The sequence below is a fragment of the Armatimonadia bacterium genome (assembly GCA_039679385.1).
Lineage (GTDB): Bacteria > Armatimonadota > Zipacnadia > Zipacnadales > JABUFB01 > JAJFTQ01.
The window spans coordinates 47,980-63,972 of sequence record JBDKVB010000073.1; the positions used below are offsets into that span (position 1 = coordinate 47,980).

Genomic DNA, 15,993 nt, shown 5'->3' on the forward strand with positions numbered 1-15,993 from the left:
AAGGGTAGCACCTCCCGGCTCACCTTCACACTCCTTGCGGGTTATGCTATACTCCCTTCGGTTCGCCGATCGATATAGACGAGGAGAGCGGCACCCGCCAAGCCGTGCCAGATAGGCGCGGTTTTTGCGTATGTTGAGCCCGAGGGCCGGGCGAAGGGCCTAGCCCGCCGCAAAGCCCGCCGCCGCTGCGAGCCCAACACACTCACAGAAGGAGGTAGTCCCGATGAGCGCTATACGATTAACGCTGCCGGATGGCTCAGAAAAGCAGGTGGAACGCGGGACTACTGTCCTGCAGGTCGCCGAACAGATCGGCAAGCGTCTGGCCCAGGCTGCGGTTGCCGGCAAGCTCGATGGGAAGCTGGTGGACCTCAGCACCCCAATCGAGCAGGACGCGCAGTTCGCGGTCATCACCTTCGACAGCCCTGAGGGTCCTGATGTGTACTGGCACTCGGCAGCTCACGTCATGGCAGATGCCGTCGTACGCCTCTTCCCGAAGACGAAGCTCACCATCGGCCCACCGGTCGACGAGGGCTTTTACTACGATTTCGATACCGACGTCACCTTCAGCGACGACGATCTTGCGCGCATTGAAGAGGAAATGGGCAAGATCATCGCCGCCGACGCTGCCTTCGAGCGCCGCGAAGTAAGCGCTGCAGAAGCCCGCGAGGCCTTCAAGGACAACCCGTACAAGCTGGAGATCGTCGACGAGATCGAGGCCGCCGGGGACCAGAAGATCAGCCTCTATCGGCACGGCGGCTTTGTCGACCTGTGCCGTGGACCCCACCTTCCCAGCACGGGTCGTATCAAGGCCTTCAAGCTCACCTCCGTGGCAGGCGCCTACTGGCACGGCGACGAGCACAACCCCATGCTCCAGCGCATCTACGGGACAGCGTATCCGGACAGGAAGCTCCTGGACGAGCACATGCACCGGATTGAGGAGGCCAAGCGGCGCGACCACCGCAAGCTCGGTGCCGAGCTGGACCTCTTCAGCTTCCACCAGGAAGCCGGAGCAGGCCTGGTCTACTATCACCCGAAAGGCGCGATGCTGCGTCAGACCGTTCTGGACTTCAGCATCAAGGAGCATCTGAAGCGCGGCTACGACCTGGTACGCACGCCGCATCTGATCAAGAGCGATATCTGGTACACCTCCGGCCATCGGCAGCAGGGGTACCCGATGTACTTCACGGAGATCGACGGGCAGGAGTACGGCGTCAAGCCCATGAACTGCCCGGGGCACATTCTCATCTTCAAGACACGCACACGCAGCTACCGTGACTTGCCCATCCGCTACTTCGAGCTTGGCACAGTCTACCGCCACGAGCGGGCCGGCGTGCTCCATGGACTCATGCGCGTCCGAGGCTTCACGCAGGACGATGCGCACATCTTCTGTCGTGAGGACCAGCTCGAGGACGAGCTCACGGGCGTCATCGACTTCGCAGCCTTCATGATGCGCACCTTTGGCTTCCCGGAGTACAAGGTGTACCTCGCGACGCGTCCCGAGAAGTCCGTGGGATCGGATGCGCAATGGGAACTCGCGACCTCCAAACTCGTGGAGGCACTGGAAGCCAACCATCTTCCCTACGAGGAGGATCCGGGTGGCGGCGCCTTCTATGGTCCGAAGATCGATGTGAAGGTCAAGGACGCCATCGGCCGCCTCTGGCAGTGTCCGACGATCCAGTGTGACTTCACTCAGCCAGAGCGCTTCGACATTACCTATGTGGGCGAGGATGGTCAGCCGCACCGCCCGGTCATGGTTCACCGCGTCGTGCTGGCCGGCATCGAGCGCTTCCTGGGGGTACTGATCGAGAACTACGCCGGTGCCTTCCCCGTCTGGTTGGCACCCGTGCAGGTGAGCGTGCTTCCTATCACCGACCGGAACCTCCCCTATGCGGAGAAGGTTGTGGCACGACTGATCGACGATGGCGTACGTGTGGAGATCGACCGCTTTGGCGGAACCCTCGGCAACAAGATCAGGCAGGCGCAGACCCAGAAAGTGCCCTTCATGTTTGTCGTGGGTGACAAGGAGGAGGCCGCGGAAGCGGTCGCCGTCAGGTCACGCGACAAGGGCGACCTCGGGCCGATGCCCCTCGACGACGCAGTGAACGCGGTCAAGAAGCTGGATGTGCCCGGCGCGACCGGATAGGGCGCCACCACGGAGGCCACCAGTAGCAATGCTTGACGGTCGTGGGGGGAGGTACTCAGTGCGACGTGTCTGGCGAACCAAGGTACCTTCCCCTGCGCAGGTCGACCGTGGGGACGCGGGAGCGCGAGGTGGGCGAACTCTCCAGCAACACATACGGGGCCGCCTGGGGTGATCGAGACGCACCTGACCAACCAAGTCTGCTGTCTCGCAATGACAGTGCCCGCCCTGGCGACTCTGCTGCTGGCCGCGTACGCCTGGCGTCGTCGGTCCTGTCCGGGCGCCCCCTCCTTTACCTTGGCGATGATAGCTGCCTCCCTATGCTCCTTTGCCACTGCCATGGACTACGCCAGTGCCGCTCTGGAAGGCAAGGTCGCCTGGGCGCAGGTGGGCTACATCGGCGCCTCGACAGTCCCCGTGGCATGGCTGGCCTTCGCCGCACAGTACTCCGGACTGGACCACCTGATCAGTCGTCGGCGACTTGTCCTGCTGCTGATAGTCCCCGCTGTAACCGTCCTCGTTGCCTTCACCAACGGCGCCCACGGCTTGCTGTGGCGCGAGATCAGAACGGTTGACTACGGCGAGTTCCACACCTGGACCGTCACCCACGGAGCCTGGTACCCGGTTCACCTGGCATACAGCTATCTTGCTCTTGCGACCGCCCTCCTTGCGATCGGGCACGCAATCGTGGTCCGACAGGGGGTCTACCGTGCTCAGGCGGTTCTTGTCTTGGTGGCAGCGGCGATTCCTATGGCCGGAGACTTGGCCTACCTGGTCGGTGCGAGCCCCCTCCCGAGTGAGAACCCTGCCCCCTTTCTCTTTGCCGCCTCCGGTGCAGCAATCGCCTGGAGCGCCCTTCGCTACCACCTCCTCGACCTGATCCCCATTGCCCGCGATGTCGTTGTCGAGGCGCTCTCAGACGCGATCGTTGTACTCGATGAGCATGGGCGCATCGCCGACGCCAACAGCGCAGGGCAGCGCTTGGCCGGGCTACCACTGCACGACCTGATCGGTTGCACGGTCTCCACCATCTCACCGGTCCTTGCCAGTCTCCCTGAGCATCTTGGGGATGACCAGCACATGCAGGTCGAGTTTCGTGTGGCCGACGACGGCACGCTGCACTGCTTCGATCTCCGTATCTCGTCCGTCACTGCGCCGGGAAGGGCCTGTGCCGGGACCGTCCTCCTGCTGTGCGATATAACCGCACAACGCCGGGCCGAGGATGCCCTGGAGGAGCAGCTCATCAGCTACGAGGACCTGGTGGACAGTGTGCGGGAAGCGGTACTCGTGCAGGATGCTGACGGTATCCTCATCTCCGCCAGCCGCGGTGTGGAGGAGGTCTTTGGGTTCCCACGCGACGAGTTACTGGGCCGATCTCTCTCAGATCTGATCCCGCAGAACCCCGACGAGAACGTGGCCCTGACCGACCGGCTGCATTGCGCTCTGGAGGGAGAACCCCAGCGCTTTGAGGCGCGGGGACGACGTTCAGACGGCGAGTCCTTCCCTGCTGCCGTGCGGCTCTACCGGACTTCGCAGCGAGGTGAAGCCGCGGTTGTGGCCCTTATCTCCGACACCTCGGAGCACCAACGGGCCGAGGAGAGTCAGCGTCTCGCGATAGCCGGCCAACTCGCCGCAGGCGTCGCTCACGAGTTCAACAACCTCCTCGCTGCTCTCCTTATGCGCGCCGAGCTTGCGGCAAGGTCGTCACACGAGGAGACGCGCGTCCTCGCGGCGGTTGTCAAGCGGTCCGCTCAGCGCGGGGCCGAGGTCTGCGGCAACCTGCTAGCCTTTGCACGACCGCGACCACCACGACCCACACCTTTGCGTGTCGAGACCCCACTCGAGAGTGCCCTCCAGGTTGCACGCCATCAGCTCATGGCCAGTGGCGCTCAAGTAGTCCGTGACTTCCAGACCGGATCCCAGCAAGTGCTTGCCGATGACGGCCAGCTCGAGCAGGTCTTTCTGAACCTGATACTGAATGCCTGTCATGCCCTGGCAAGCGATAGTGTTCCCCCGGAGCGGCGGCAGTTGCGGGTCAGTACGCGCCTCGACCAAGGACCGGACGGGTCGAAGGAGGTGGTCGTGTCCGTCACCGACACCGGGGTCGGCATGAGCCCTCAGAGCCTCCGCAGGGCTTTCGAGCCCTTTTTCACCACCCGTGCATCGACCGACAAGGACATGCCCAAGGGCTCGGGCCTCGGACTGTCTGTCTCCCACGGCATTATCGCCGCTCACGACGGACACATCGAGCTGCAGAGCCAACTCGGCGAGGGCACGACGGTCGAGGTGCGTCTGCCGGCTGTGGCCTCGGCCCCAGGGCCACCCTCTGAGCCGGTCGAGGAGGAGACGATTCCCCTGTCAGCGTGTGCACCTGGTGTCGGCAGGGTTCTCGTCGCCGAGGATGAGGAGGAGGTTCGGTCGCTGATCAGTGAGGTCATCTCTCTATCCGGTTGCCAGACCATGGAGGTCGCCACCACAAGCGAGGCGATCTCAGCCCTTGGCCAACACCGGTTCAGTGCAGTCGTGTCGGACCTGATGATGCCCGGTGGGGGCGGCGAGGAGATACTGCGGTACTCCCAGACCCTCGACTGCCCGCCACCAGTGATCATCGTTACCGGCAAGATCGAGGCAGGGCTTGCGAACCAGGTCATGTCTCTCGGAGCTCGACGCCTGCTATCGAAACCTTTCAGCCTGCGGGAGTTGCGTAGCGCGGTTCTCGAACTGGTCGGCAACTAGAAGGTGCCTGAGGCGTGGCGACTGGCCACGTCGGAGCACGATAGCCACTGCCCATGTGTACCTATCAGGCGGGACTGTCGTCCCCCGTCCTCGGGGAGGTCGTACTCGAATGCCCTACACCCCCGGTCGCATCGCCGACCGCAGCGTCGTCATCTACATGCAGGGAGCACTCTGCACACAGCCGACACAGGTCTTCCAGAGCCCCCATGCCCCGCGCGTCATCCAGCGGTTCCTCAGTCGGCTCATCAAACACGAATCCAATCTGCTTAGTCTCTTCGAGGGGCTGGAGATCAGTGGACAGCCGGAGGAGATCTGTGAGGGCGCCTTTGCGCTGAACCGCGTCCTTGGGCTGCTGGTCGATTGGAGGCCAGAACAGATCAGGCTCAAAGCGCCTGACGTTGCTCCCCTGGTACGTGACCCGATGGCCCTGGCACGTCTGGTGGAGCAGCTGTATGACCACTGGCGCGGACTGGAGCGCTACCTGATCTTCGAGGGCAAGGCCCTTGCCGACCGCGATCGGGCGCTGGAGGGCCATGTCACCTTCATCCACAGCAACCAGGACCTCACTGACCTGGTGCGCGATGCCTACCGACGTATCGAGAGCAATCTGCGAGCCCACTGGCCGCGGGTCTACCGCCAGGTGCCTTCCGGCGCCAATATGAGCCTACTCATCGACAACATCGAGTGGCCCTGCCCGGACGGGCCCTACCAGATGCTCAAGCCCATCCGCATGGTACGGCTCGCCCTGCTCAACCCGCCGGTCGTGCTCTACCCGCGTTCAAACCGACGACAGGGTCGCTTTGAGCCGGTCGACTACAACCCGCTGGAACGCGTGATCATCGACCCGGAGAAGTGGCTCTGCATTCCGGTCCGTGTCGGGCAACTCACCATGCACGTGTACTTCGACCGGGACTTCCTCAGTCACGCGGTGTCGCTGGTGAACCTCTTCGAGCTGGCTGGTCATGAGGAGGCCCGTCAGAAGCCCGACGGCATTCTCATCTTCGGAGTAGCCCCGGCTGCCTTGCGGGGCGAGCCGACGGTCTTCTACGAAGACGAGGCCAACGACCTCGTCCTGGGCATCATCGCCAAGTCCGAAGAGGTGGACTACTTCGGCTACTTCAAGAAGATGCTGCTCACGATGCACAACGTCATCATGATGCGCCGCGGTCGCCTCCCAATCCATGGGGCCATGTGCCACATGGAGTTCAAGAACGGCTCGTGCAGCAATGTGGTGATCGTGGGGGACAGCGGCGCAGGGAAGTCGGAGACTCTTGAGGCCTTCCGCCTACTGGCTGATGACTGGCTCCGCGAGATGACGACGGTCTTCGACGACATGGGATCGGTCGCACTGACAGAAGAGGGCAAGCTCATCGCCTACGGGACGGAGATTGGCGCCTTCGTGCGCCTCGACGATCTCGACATTGGCTATGCCTTCGGCCGTATCGACCGTGCCGTCTTCATGAACCCACATCGCCAGAACGCACGGATCGTTATCCCCATCGCCGAGTACGACGACGTAGTCGCCGGTCACCCCGTCGACTTGCTGCTGTACGCCAACAACTACGAGCCGGTCGACGCTGACCACCCGACGATCGAGTACTACCCCAGCGCTGAAGCCGCGATCAGTACCTTCCGCCAGGGCTTGCGCGCGAGTAAGGGGACGACCGACGAGAGTGGTCTGGTCGGCACCTACTTCGGCAACCCCTTCGGGCCGGAGCAACTGCAGGAGCGCCACGAGCCGATCGCTCAGCGGCTCTTCGCGCAGGCCTTTGCCGGTGGCGTGCGTGTCGGTGTGCTACGGACTCAGCTGGGCATTCCGGGAATGGAGCACGACGGGCCGCTGGCGGCTGCCAGGGAGCTGTTCCGGGAGGTCAGCGGCGGGGAGTAGGCGTTCGCCCTTTTCCAGCACGTCGCCACTCTTCCGAGAGCCGCCCACTCAGGGCGGCTCTTCTGTCCGGCCCGCAAGGTTAGTCGGCGGTGTCTGGCGAAGAAGTACCTATGCCATACCTTACCGTGCTCACCTGGGGGGCTCGTGTGTGGACCAAGTGTCATCTTTTACAGACAATGAGCTAGTGCAGGTGGTTGTTGTCATCGCACTGACTCTCGTCACGGGCATCACCCGCGAGGAGAAGGCCGCTGCCGAGCATACGACGGCCGTAGCGGGAGTTCGCACCTTCCCTATCATCGGCTTGCTCGGCTATGGCCTCACGCTCCTATACCCCGACAACCCACTCCCGGTGACTCTGGGCCTCGCAGGGCTGTGTGGCTTCCTCGTCGCTGCCTATGTGCACAAGCTTGGCGAGGGTAAGCACGGCATCACGACTGAGATGGCGGCACTGGCTGCCTATCTGGTCGGAGCCCTGGTGGCGCGCGACCTGATGTGGATCGCATGCTCCGTCTCGGTCGCGTGCGTGATGCTGCTGCAGTCAAAGACGGAACTGGAGAGCTTCGCCATCCGTCTCGCACCCCACGAACTCGGGACCTTCGTTCAGTTCCTCCTGCTGTCGGTCGTGATCCTCCCGGTCCTGCCCAACGCGGACTATACGCAGTTTCACATCAACCCCTTCCGCACCTGGGTGATAGTGGTCGCCGTCAGCGGCATATCCTACGCGGTCTACGTGATGCAGCGCGTCGTGCAAGCGCGCCACAGCCTGCTTCTCACTGCCCTCTTCGGGGGGGCCTATTCCAGCACAGTCACTACTGTTGTCATTGCCAAGCGTTCGAAGACGCAGCCCGACCCGTTGCTCTATGCCGGTGCCATAGTCATGGCGTCCGGCGTCATGTACCTACGTCTGGCGATCTTGCTGTGGATCTTCAGCAGCACGCTCGGATGGACGCTGGGCCCCCGGCTCATAGCCCTGTTTGCAGCAGCAACCCTGGCGGGCTACCTGCTTACCTGTGTTGGGCGTGGTTGTCGCCGGGCCGCGCCGATGGTGGAGGACACTGATGCCCGCAACCCTCTGGAGATAGGCACCGCCGTCCTCTTCGCCGCCTTTTTCGTGGGCGTCTCGGTGGTCACGCAGTTGGCGGGGCGGCATCTGGGCAGCGCTGGCGTCTATGCCCTCGCAACGGTCATCGGGATGGTCGATATCACCCCCTTCGTCTTGAGCTTGACCCAGACTGCGGGGCGATCGACCCCTCTTGCCGTCGCCGCTGTCGCCGTCATCCTTTGCGCAGGCAGCAATAACCTGTTGAAGGGTGTCTATGCCCTGGTCTTTGGCGAGCGCCGCGCTGGCATCGCAGCCTTCGTCGGACTGATCGCCCTGGCGGCGGCCAGCTTCCTGACGCTCATCGGTCTCTGAGGCCGCTCTTCCTGGCCTGTTCACACCCATGCCGTTGTCATGCTCTGGAGGTCGTTGTGATGCTGCTTGCTGCTTTCATTGCCTGTCTGGCTACCTCCGCAACACCATCCCTGGCTGACGTCCCACTGCACACCTTCGACGACCTCTCCCTGTGGTCAGCCTACAAGGACGGCGGCAACCCGCCCGTCTTCACCTCAGACACACAGACCACGCGAGAGGGCAAGGCACTTCGCCTCAAGTACACCGACCGGACGCCGCAATGGGGCAACCTCAACGGCCCGTGCACTGTTCCACCGGAGGCCGTGGCTCTGCGCTTCTGGATCTACAAGCACTCCGCAGCTCCAGGGGCAGCCATGCATATCTGGCTGTTCGAGCCGGATGGCGATGGCTGGGTGCAGCGCGTACCCTTCTCCCCCGGCGGGGAGCTTTCGGCGACGCCCACCGGCTGGCAGCAGGTACGCATGCCCATCAGCGCCTTCCGCTTCGACCCGCGTGGCAAGAGCACCCGACAACTGACCAGTGTGAGCCGCATGCTGATCGGCTGCAACTTCGCCGATCTGGAGGTGACCGTGGATTCGATGACCTGGGAGACCGGTCAGACGGCTGAGCCGATACCGCTGCCGACCACGCCGAACCTCAAGATCGAGACAGGAACCAGGGGCGCCCTGGGCATTCTCGACCTAGGACCGGGACTACCCGCGTCCTTCCGACCGGCTCACAGGCCCACAGAGCTGAGTGCGGTTCTGCGTGCTGCCGGCTTCGGCGTAACGGTACTGAAGCCCGGTGACTTCGCCGATCCCGCAGTGCTTGCGCCGGCCAAGCTCGATGCGGTCATCCTGCCCTGCGGGCCCTACTTCCCTCAAGCCGCACAGGCCACTTTCCTGGCCTACGTGAAGGCAGGCGGGAGCTTCCTGTCCTCGGACGGCTATGCCTTCGACCAACTGCTGCAGCTCACGAACAAGGGCTGGTCGGCGTCCGGCGTAGAGAAGACGGCGGCGGACATGGACAAGCCCGACGAGGCTGCGCCGATGGGTCTCAACAACCGGCTGGGCAAGACCGGCGACTCCATGACCTTCAGCCCGGACCAGATCCCGGTCTTCGATCCTCAGTTCCAGTTGGAGCACGCGACTCGGCTGCGCCTGTCAGAGGGCTATGGACAGCCCGATTCCGCTGCGGAGGGCCTCACGAAGGATGCAGCCAGGACGGCCCAGCCCACCTATTCGTCTCTTGCGCCCTTCGAGGGCTTCTCTGCCTGCGTCCTGACCGGCCTCAACAGCGCCGTCTTCCCGCAGGTGTATCGCCGCTGGGTGCCTGTTCTCGACGCCGTTACCGACGAGGGGCAGGTACGTGGCTGCGGTCTGGCCCTGGCGCTGAACTACACCGGTCCCTTCCGAGGCTCCGTATGGGCCTTCTCGGGCTTGGCGGACGGAACGGACCTGTTCCTCGGGGATGCCTCCCGCCGCGACCTTCTCGTGCGTGTAGTGAGCGACCTCACCGAGAAGGTGTTCCTGCACGAGCTGACCACCGACCTTGCCTGCTACGAGCCCGGAGAGACGCCCCGGGTGTCGGTGAAGCTCTCCAACTTCGGCAAGCGACCGGCGGAGCGCAAGCTCTGCATCGCAATCAGCGACGGGACCGTGCTCGAGAAGGAACTGACGATCCAGCCGGGCGAGACCCAGACCTTCACAGTCTCAGCATCGACGGCCGAACTGGCCCGTGATGGCGATCTGGTTCCGGTGAGTGCCTGGCTGGCCACAGGAGGTCGCCTCGCTGACCGACTGGAGACGGCGTACTGCGTGCGCAGCCCACAGGTTCTCGCCTCCGGACCTCGCGTCCGGTGGCAGGGCAACTACATGACCGTCGACGGTCGCGCAACCTTCCTCATCGGCAGCAACCAGACTGGGATGATGTACTACTCGCCCGATGAGAACCCGCGAACCTGGGACCGTGACTTCCGCAGCATGTCGGACAATGGCTACCACGTCCTCCGCATCCTGCACTTCTCCCCTTTCGCCAAGGGGAGCTATGAGAGCGGGTACCGTACCGAGCCACTTGACCTGCTGGAGCGGCCGCAGAAGCTCGTGCGTCAGATGGACGCCATCGTCCAACTCGCCCAGAAGCACCGCGTGGCCCTCTTCCTTGCCCTCCATGACTGGCAGCCTCTGGCGCTCAGCGACGAGGAACTCCGAGCACAGGCCGACTGGGACCACTTCTGGGCCGCCCGCTATCGCGACGTTCCGGGCCTCTTCTTCGACGTGCAGAACGAGCCGACGGTCGATGTGCCTGACCGGCCGGATATCAGGGCGCTGTGGAACAACTTCCTCAAGGACCGCTACGGGAGCGATGAGGCCTTACGGGCTGCCTGGAAGAAGCACCCGCCGGAGGCCGCGATGCCGGACGTCCCACTCAGTGCCATCACCGACGAATGGGACGATTGCCGCAGTGCCGACCGCAAGCGCTTTGAGGCCGAGATTCTCAACCGTTGGGTGAAGGCGAATGTGGATGGCCTGAAGTTGGGGAGCCCTGAAGCACCGACCACCGTCGGCTTCCTGCAGTCGATGCCCAACGCCGACAAGCTCCTGGGCACACGCCACACAGACTTCTCCAACATGCATTTCTACGGGTCGATCCAGAGCCTGGCGCCCCAACTCAAGTTCATCGACCGCCGCTTCGAGGGCAAGGGCTTCAGCCTCGGCGAGTTTGGCGCCCGGGATGCACACACGGCCCGCAATCAGGGCAGCACACGAGTTCCGGTCGCGGAGTGCACGGACTACTTCCGAAGTGTCGCGCACTACGTTACGGGCATGGGCGGGGCCTTCGCAGCAGTCTGGTCTTGGAAGGACTTCGACGAGATGGTCTTCCCGTGGGGACTGGTGCATCGCGAGTCCTGCGTCACCAAGCCCTGGCTCCATGCTTTGCTGCAGAGCTACCTGTTCGCCTCCTTCGCCCAGCCGGTCTATGAAGCGCCCGAGCTATATCTGCTGGTCCCAGACCAGAACCGCATCGGGCCGAGGTTCAACGAGATCCACCAGGCCCTGTTTCGCGCCGTCGACCTTCTCCTCGACCAGCGTGTCAACTTCGGCGTGCTCAACGAGGAAGACCTCAACAAGCTGCCGCCGCAGGCACGGGCGCTTCTGTGGCCTCTCCCCTACTGCCCGACCGATGCCACCTTCGCGCGCGTCAGAGACTGGGTCAAGGCCGGCGGCACCCTCTACCTGTCGGGAGATGTAGGCTTCGACCCGCAGCGGCAGCCTACCCGCGGTAGTCGCCGTGCTGAGCTCGGACTTGCAGATACCCCTGCTCTGTCTCCCTTCGACGTGCCCGCCGAAGCCTGGGGCCAGGCTCCTGTCGAGACGCAGGTGGGACAGGGCAAGGTCCTCGCCGTACCCTATCCACTGGAGCTGCGAGCCCACGAGGCGGACGCCAAGGTGTACACGCGCTTCCTGCGCATGGCCGGCATCGCCGCGATCGAGCTTGTCTGCGACGAGGCACAGGGGCCCTTCCGCGCCTTGAGCATCCCCACTGCCGGCGGCGGGCGACTGACGATGATAGCTCGCAACAGCAGCAAGCGTGATCTGGCCCAGGTCACCTTGCCGGCGGCAGGTGTGACTCTGGAGCTTGGCGCCGAGGGATGCGCCTTCGTCCTCCAGGGAGCACAGGGGCAAGTGATCGGTGCGGAGACCGACGGGCGCCTGGTCCTCGGCGACCAGAAGGAGGGCTTCGCCTCCGCCGCGGGGCATTTCGGTGTCTGTGCGCTGGACGGCAGAGACCTGCGTCAGTCGCAGCAGGTGATGGTGTTGCCGGGCGAGTGCGAGACTGTTCGTGTGCCCGGTCTTGCCGGCCTGAGAGGCGGGCAGGTTCGGCTTGGGGTGCCGGCACAACTGCAACCGGCGACGGTCTTCTCTGGGTCAGCCCTGTCCTTCGAGCCTGCGGGCACCGGACGCATCGCAGTGGTTGCTGCCGCTACTCAGATGCAGGCAGCCACCGACAAGGTCCTCGCGCATCTACACCTGCAGACCGCGAACTGGTAACAATCTGGCTCCTACCATCTCTGGCGGCATAGCCGTCGTGGCCCCGGGGTATGCTCAAGGATAGCTCAATAGGTCCGCCGCATGCCACGGACCACATATGCCAGGGATATGGGAGGTTCCAGTATGTCACACAAATTGGTCTTCGGAGCCGTGTGCCTGCTGCTCGCGGGGATCGCGCTGTTCATCGCGGGCTGCGGAGGTGGGAGCGGCGTCAGCACGGGTCAGCTACAGGTGGCGCTGACGGACGCTACAGGTACCTATGACAAGGTGGTGCTGTCGGTACAGGCGGTTCGCGTTGTGCCGGTCGGGCAGGGAGGTCAGAACACCGGCACCGGCCTGCCGCTGATCGTGCAGTACCCGACGCCACAGGTCCTGGATGTACTCACCCTCGCCTTCAGCCAGCAGGTGATGGGCTCGGCGGCCGTGCCTGCCGGTGAGTATGAGCAGGTACGTCTCGTGCTCGCACCGAACCCGACCACAGGAGACCCGGTCAACTACGTCACGCTCCCTGGCGACCCGAACACCAAGCTCGCCCTGGACACTCCCAGCGGCCAGCAGTCAGGTCTGAAGGTGCTCGGTCGGTTCGAGGTGAAACCTGGTGTCCTGAACGCCCTTGCCCTCGACTTTGACCCGGCGCGGGCGATTGTCGAGGCCGGCTCAAGCAACAAGCGGCTGCTCAAGCCCACCGGCATCCGCATTGTGCAGATGAACTCCGTGCTGCCCACCTATGGCAGCGTATCCGGCACGGTCCTGCCCGACACCACATGGTCCGACGCCGTTGTATCGGTCATCCCGCAGGGACAGGCCCTCCCGATCGCGATCGGATCGGTCGACCCGACAGACGGTCACTTCGTGGCCTTCCTGCCTGCAGGGACCTACTACCTGAGGATCACGGCGCCCGGCTTCCAGACCTACGATACCTCACAACTGCCGACGCCGGTGTTCTACACCGTGACACTTCAGCAGGATACGCCGGCCGGTGACCTCACACTGTCGCCCTAGCCGACGTTCACAAAGGGAGAGCCTTCGGCGATGATCGGGTGCTCGGAGTTCTGTGGCCACTACTGCTACACTTTCGAGTGGATCCGCGCCAGGGCCGGCGAGGAGGCGCTTCGGGAGTACTGGACGGAGGCCGTGGCGCGTGACTCACAACAACACGCTGCGGACCTCATCATCCCTCAGGGGATCGAGGGCATGGTGCAGTACTGGGGTCACACGCTGGCTGAGGAGGAGGCCGGGTATGTCTCAGCCTATGATGTGGGAGACGAGTCCGGTAAGCCCTACTACCGCATAGACATGTTCGCCTGCCCCTCCCTGGGCTACAACCTCGCTCACGGGTACTCCTACTATCATGACTACTGCAGCCATTGCATGGGCTGGATTCAGGACATCATGGACCGGGCGGGCTTCGTCATCCACCACGACCACGACCACCGAGGGCGCTGCTGGTGGGAGATGAGGCCCGCAGACAACGACCCCGGGCCCTCGGAGCCCGGCGAGCTGACGGGCCGAGACGACGTGCGACTTCTCCCAGACTACGCGGAGGGCACGCACCATTGCTGGCAGGCCGGACGTCCCGTTTGTTGGCCCGACAAATGACCCGATGCTCGCCGCATGACCTCTCAGAACCCCCGCAGGAGCCTGCGGGGGTTCTCGCCTTGTGGTCTCGGGGCACCGGAAGCTGAGGTCGACCAAGGGAAAGAGTACCTCGGACGCGAACACTGGTTCATCTGCCGGCAGGCTGCGTATCGCGATCCTGCCGTGTGACAGACCGCAGGGAGACCATGCACCAGCGCTACCGTCGCAAAAGGGCCGCCTTCATGCTCGCGCTCGTCGCCGGTGTAGTTGCCGCAGTCTGGAGCTACCTACCCGCGGGCGACGTATTGGAACGACTGGAGTTGCGGACGATCGATGCGCGGTTCCTTGCCCGAGGCCCCAAGGCGCCCTCCGGCCAAGTGGTGATCGTCGAAGTCGACGAGGCGAGCCTGGACAGGATCGGTGGCTGGCAATGGCCACGCCAGACCTTCGGCGAACTCGTCCGTCGTCTGGATGCGGCCGGCGCCAGGGCCATCGGGATGGACATCCTCTTTGCGGAGCCGGATGAGGAGCAGGGCGGCGAGGTCTCCGATGCAGTCTTCGCACACGACGTCCGCAAGTCGGGTAGGGTCTTCCAGGCGCTCGGCGGTCTCCATCAGGAGCCGGGGCTGACACAGGTCCCCGGAGATGCCGCGCGCTTCGCCTGGTCTTCGGTGCAGACCCGGCCGGGAACGGGCCTTAGCACCGGGGCGATCCTCCAGGAGGTTCTCGACGCCGCCAGCCCATATAAGGATCTTGCCGAGGCGAGCGCTGGTGCGGGGTTCGTTGACGTGGTGCCTTCGCTCGACGGCGTGTACCGGCAGGTGCTGCCTGTCGTGAAGATGCAGGGGCAGGTCTACCCCTCACTATCCCTGGCACTTGCGGATTTCGCCCTGGGCGTTAGCCCCAAGGACGTGGTAGTCACAGCCGGCGACAGCATCCGCCTGGGCAACACGCGACGCGTCCCCCTCCAGCGTGATGGGACCATGTTGATCGACTACGCAGGTCCCAGTCGCACCTTCGCCTACTACTCCGCTGCCGACGTGCTCGAGGCCCCGGAGAGGATCCCCGCAAACGCCTTCCGCGACAAGATCGTTCTTGTCGCCGTCACGGCACTGGGTCTCTACGACCTGCGCGCGTGTCCCTTCGGAGCGGTCTTCAACGGAGTAGAGGTGCAGGCTAACGCGCTGGACAATATCCTTACGGGGCACTTCGTCCAGCGGCTGGGTCCTGAGTGGTCAGCCGCCCTGGCCCTGCTCTGGGCCCTGATCGTCGGTCTGTGCCTGACGGTGGTATCGCCGCCGCTGTGGGTCCCGGCAACGGTGCTAGGCTTGGTCGTCCACAACCTGACGGCAACCTGGGTGTTCGCGCACAGTGGGCTCCTGGTTGATATGGTGGTGCCCAGTGTGGGGATTGCCCTTGCACTGGTGACGGTTCCCGCATACCAGTTGGTGGCCGAGGAGGAGCAGCGCCGGGGCTGGCAGGACACTCTGAGCCGGTTCGTTCCGCGCGAACTGGCCGACAACCTCATGGAGGATGTCGGAGCCCCGGCGGTTCAGGGCGAGATGCGGTCGATCACCGTTCTCTTCGCCGACCTGCGCGGGTTCACGGCGGCCAGTGCCAACATCGGTGCGGCGGAGACCGTCGAACTGCTGAACCGCTACTTCCGCCTCATGCACGAGGTGATCGAGCAGTTCGGGGGAACTCTGGACAAGTTCGTCGGGGACGGGCTCATGGCGCTCTTCAACGCCCCTCAGGCGCAGATCGACCATGCCGCTCTGGCGGTCGCGACAGCGCTGGAGATGCAGCGCCAGGTTGAGACGCGTAAGGACGAATGGGAGTTCTACCACATGCCCGAGTTGCGCGTCAGCATCGGGATCAGTACCGGCGATGCCGTCGTAGGCTATGTGGGGTCCGGCGAGAGGATGCAGTACACTGCCATCGGAGCCCATGTCAACCTCGCCAGCCGTCTCGAGGAACTTGCCAAGGACTTGGACGTCAAGATAGCCATTAGCCCGGCTACCCATGCCCTGGTTAAGGACGTCGTGGACTGTGCTGAACTGGGAGTATTCGAACTGCACAACGTGCCCGCTCCCGTGAAGGTCTATGAGGTCCGAGGATACGGCGCAGGATAGCCTTCGCCGGCTAGGGCTAACACGCCGGCGTTCCATCGACCTGTCACCTGTCGCGATCTCGCGGCAGAACAACT

At 64.0% G+C, this 15,993-nt stretch carries 8 protein-coding genes; all 8 read left to right on the top strand.

Annotation, left to right across the window (positions count from 1 at the left end; genetic code table 11):
* The first annotated feature begins 223 nt into the window (after positions 1-223).
* The 8 genes from thrS (at position 224) to ABFE16_08530 (ending at position 15,919) form a co-directional block, all read left to right on the top strand.
* A complete protein-coding gene (thrS, locus tag ABFE16_08495) occupies positions 224-2,143 on the top strand; it encodes a threonine--tRNA ligase (GenBank protein ID MEN6345335.1) in 1,920 nt (639 codons plus the stop codon).
* A gap of 168 nt (positions 2,144-2,311) precedes the next feature.
* Positions 2,312-4,876, top strand: a complete 2,565-nt coding sequence (locus ABFE16_08500; GenBank protein ID MEN6345336.1) for a histidine kinase N-terminal 7TM domain-containing protein — start codon at positions 2,312-2,314, stop codon at positions 4,874-4,876.
* Positions 4,877-4,985: 109 nt separating this feature from the next.
* Positions 4,986-6,764, top strand: coding sequence for a phosphoenolpyruvate carboxykinase (locus tag ABFE16_08505; protein ID MEN6345337.1), 1,779 nt, complete (start codon positions 4,986-4,988; stop codon positions 6,762-6,764).
* Between the two features lie 190 nt (positions 6,765-6,954).
* A complete protein-coding gene (locus ABFE16_08510) occupies positions 6,955-8,178 on the top strand; it encodes an MgtC/SapB family protein (GenBank protein ID MEN6345338.1) in 1,224 nt (407 codons plus the stop codon).
* A 59-nt stretch (positions 8,179-8,237) separates the two neighbouring features.
* Positions 8,238-12,209, top strand: a complete 3,972-nt coding sequence (locus ABFE16_08515) for a hypothetical protein (protein ID MEN6345339.1) — start codon at positions 8,238-8,240, stop codon at positions 12,207-12,209.
* A gap of 123 nt (positions 12,210-12,332) precedes the next feature.
* Positions 12,333-13,211, top strand: coding sequence for a DUF4382 domain-containing protein (locus ABFE16_08520; protein MEN6345340.1), 879 nt, complete (start codon positions 12,333-12,335; stop codon positions 13,209-13,211).
* A gap of 30 nt (positions 13,212-13,241) precedes the next feature.
* Positions 13,242-13,808 carry a hypothetical protein gene (locus ABFE16_08525; protein MEN6345341.1) on the top strand — a complete coding sequence of 189 codons (567 nt, stop codon included), beginning with the start codon at positions 13,242-13,244 and terminating at the stop codon, positions 13,806-13,808.
* A gap of 185 nt (positions 13,809-13,993) precedes the next feature.
* A complete protein-coding gene (locus ABFE16_08530) occupies positions 13,994-15,919 on the top strand; it encodes an adenylate/guanylate cyclase domain-containing protein (protein MEN6345342.1) in 1,926 nt (641 codons plus the stop codon).
* Positions 15,920-15,993: the final 74 nt, after the last annotated feature.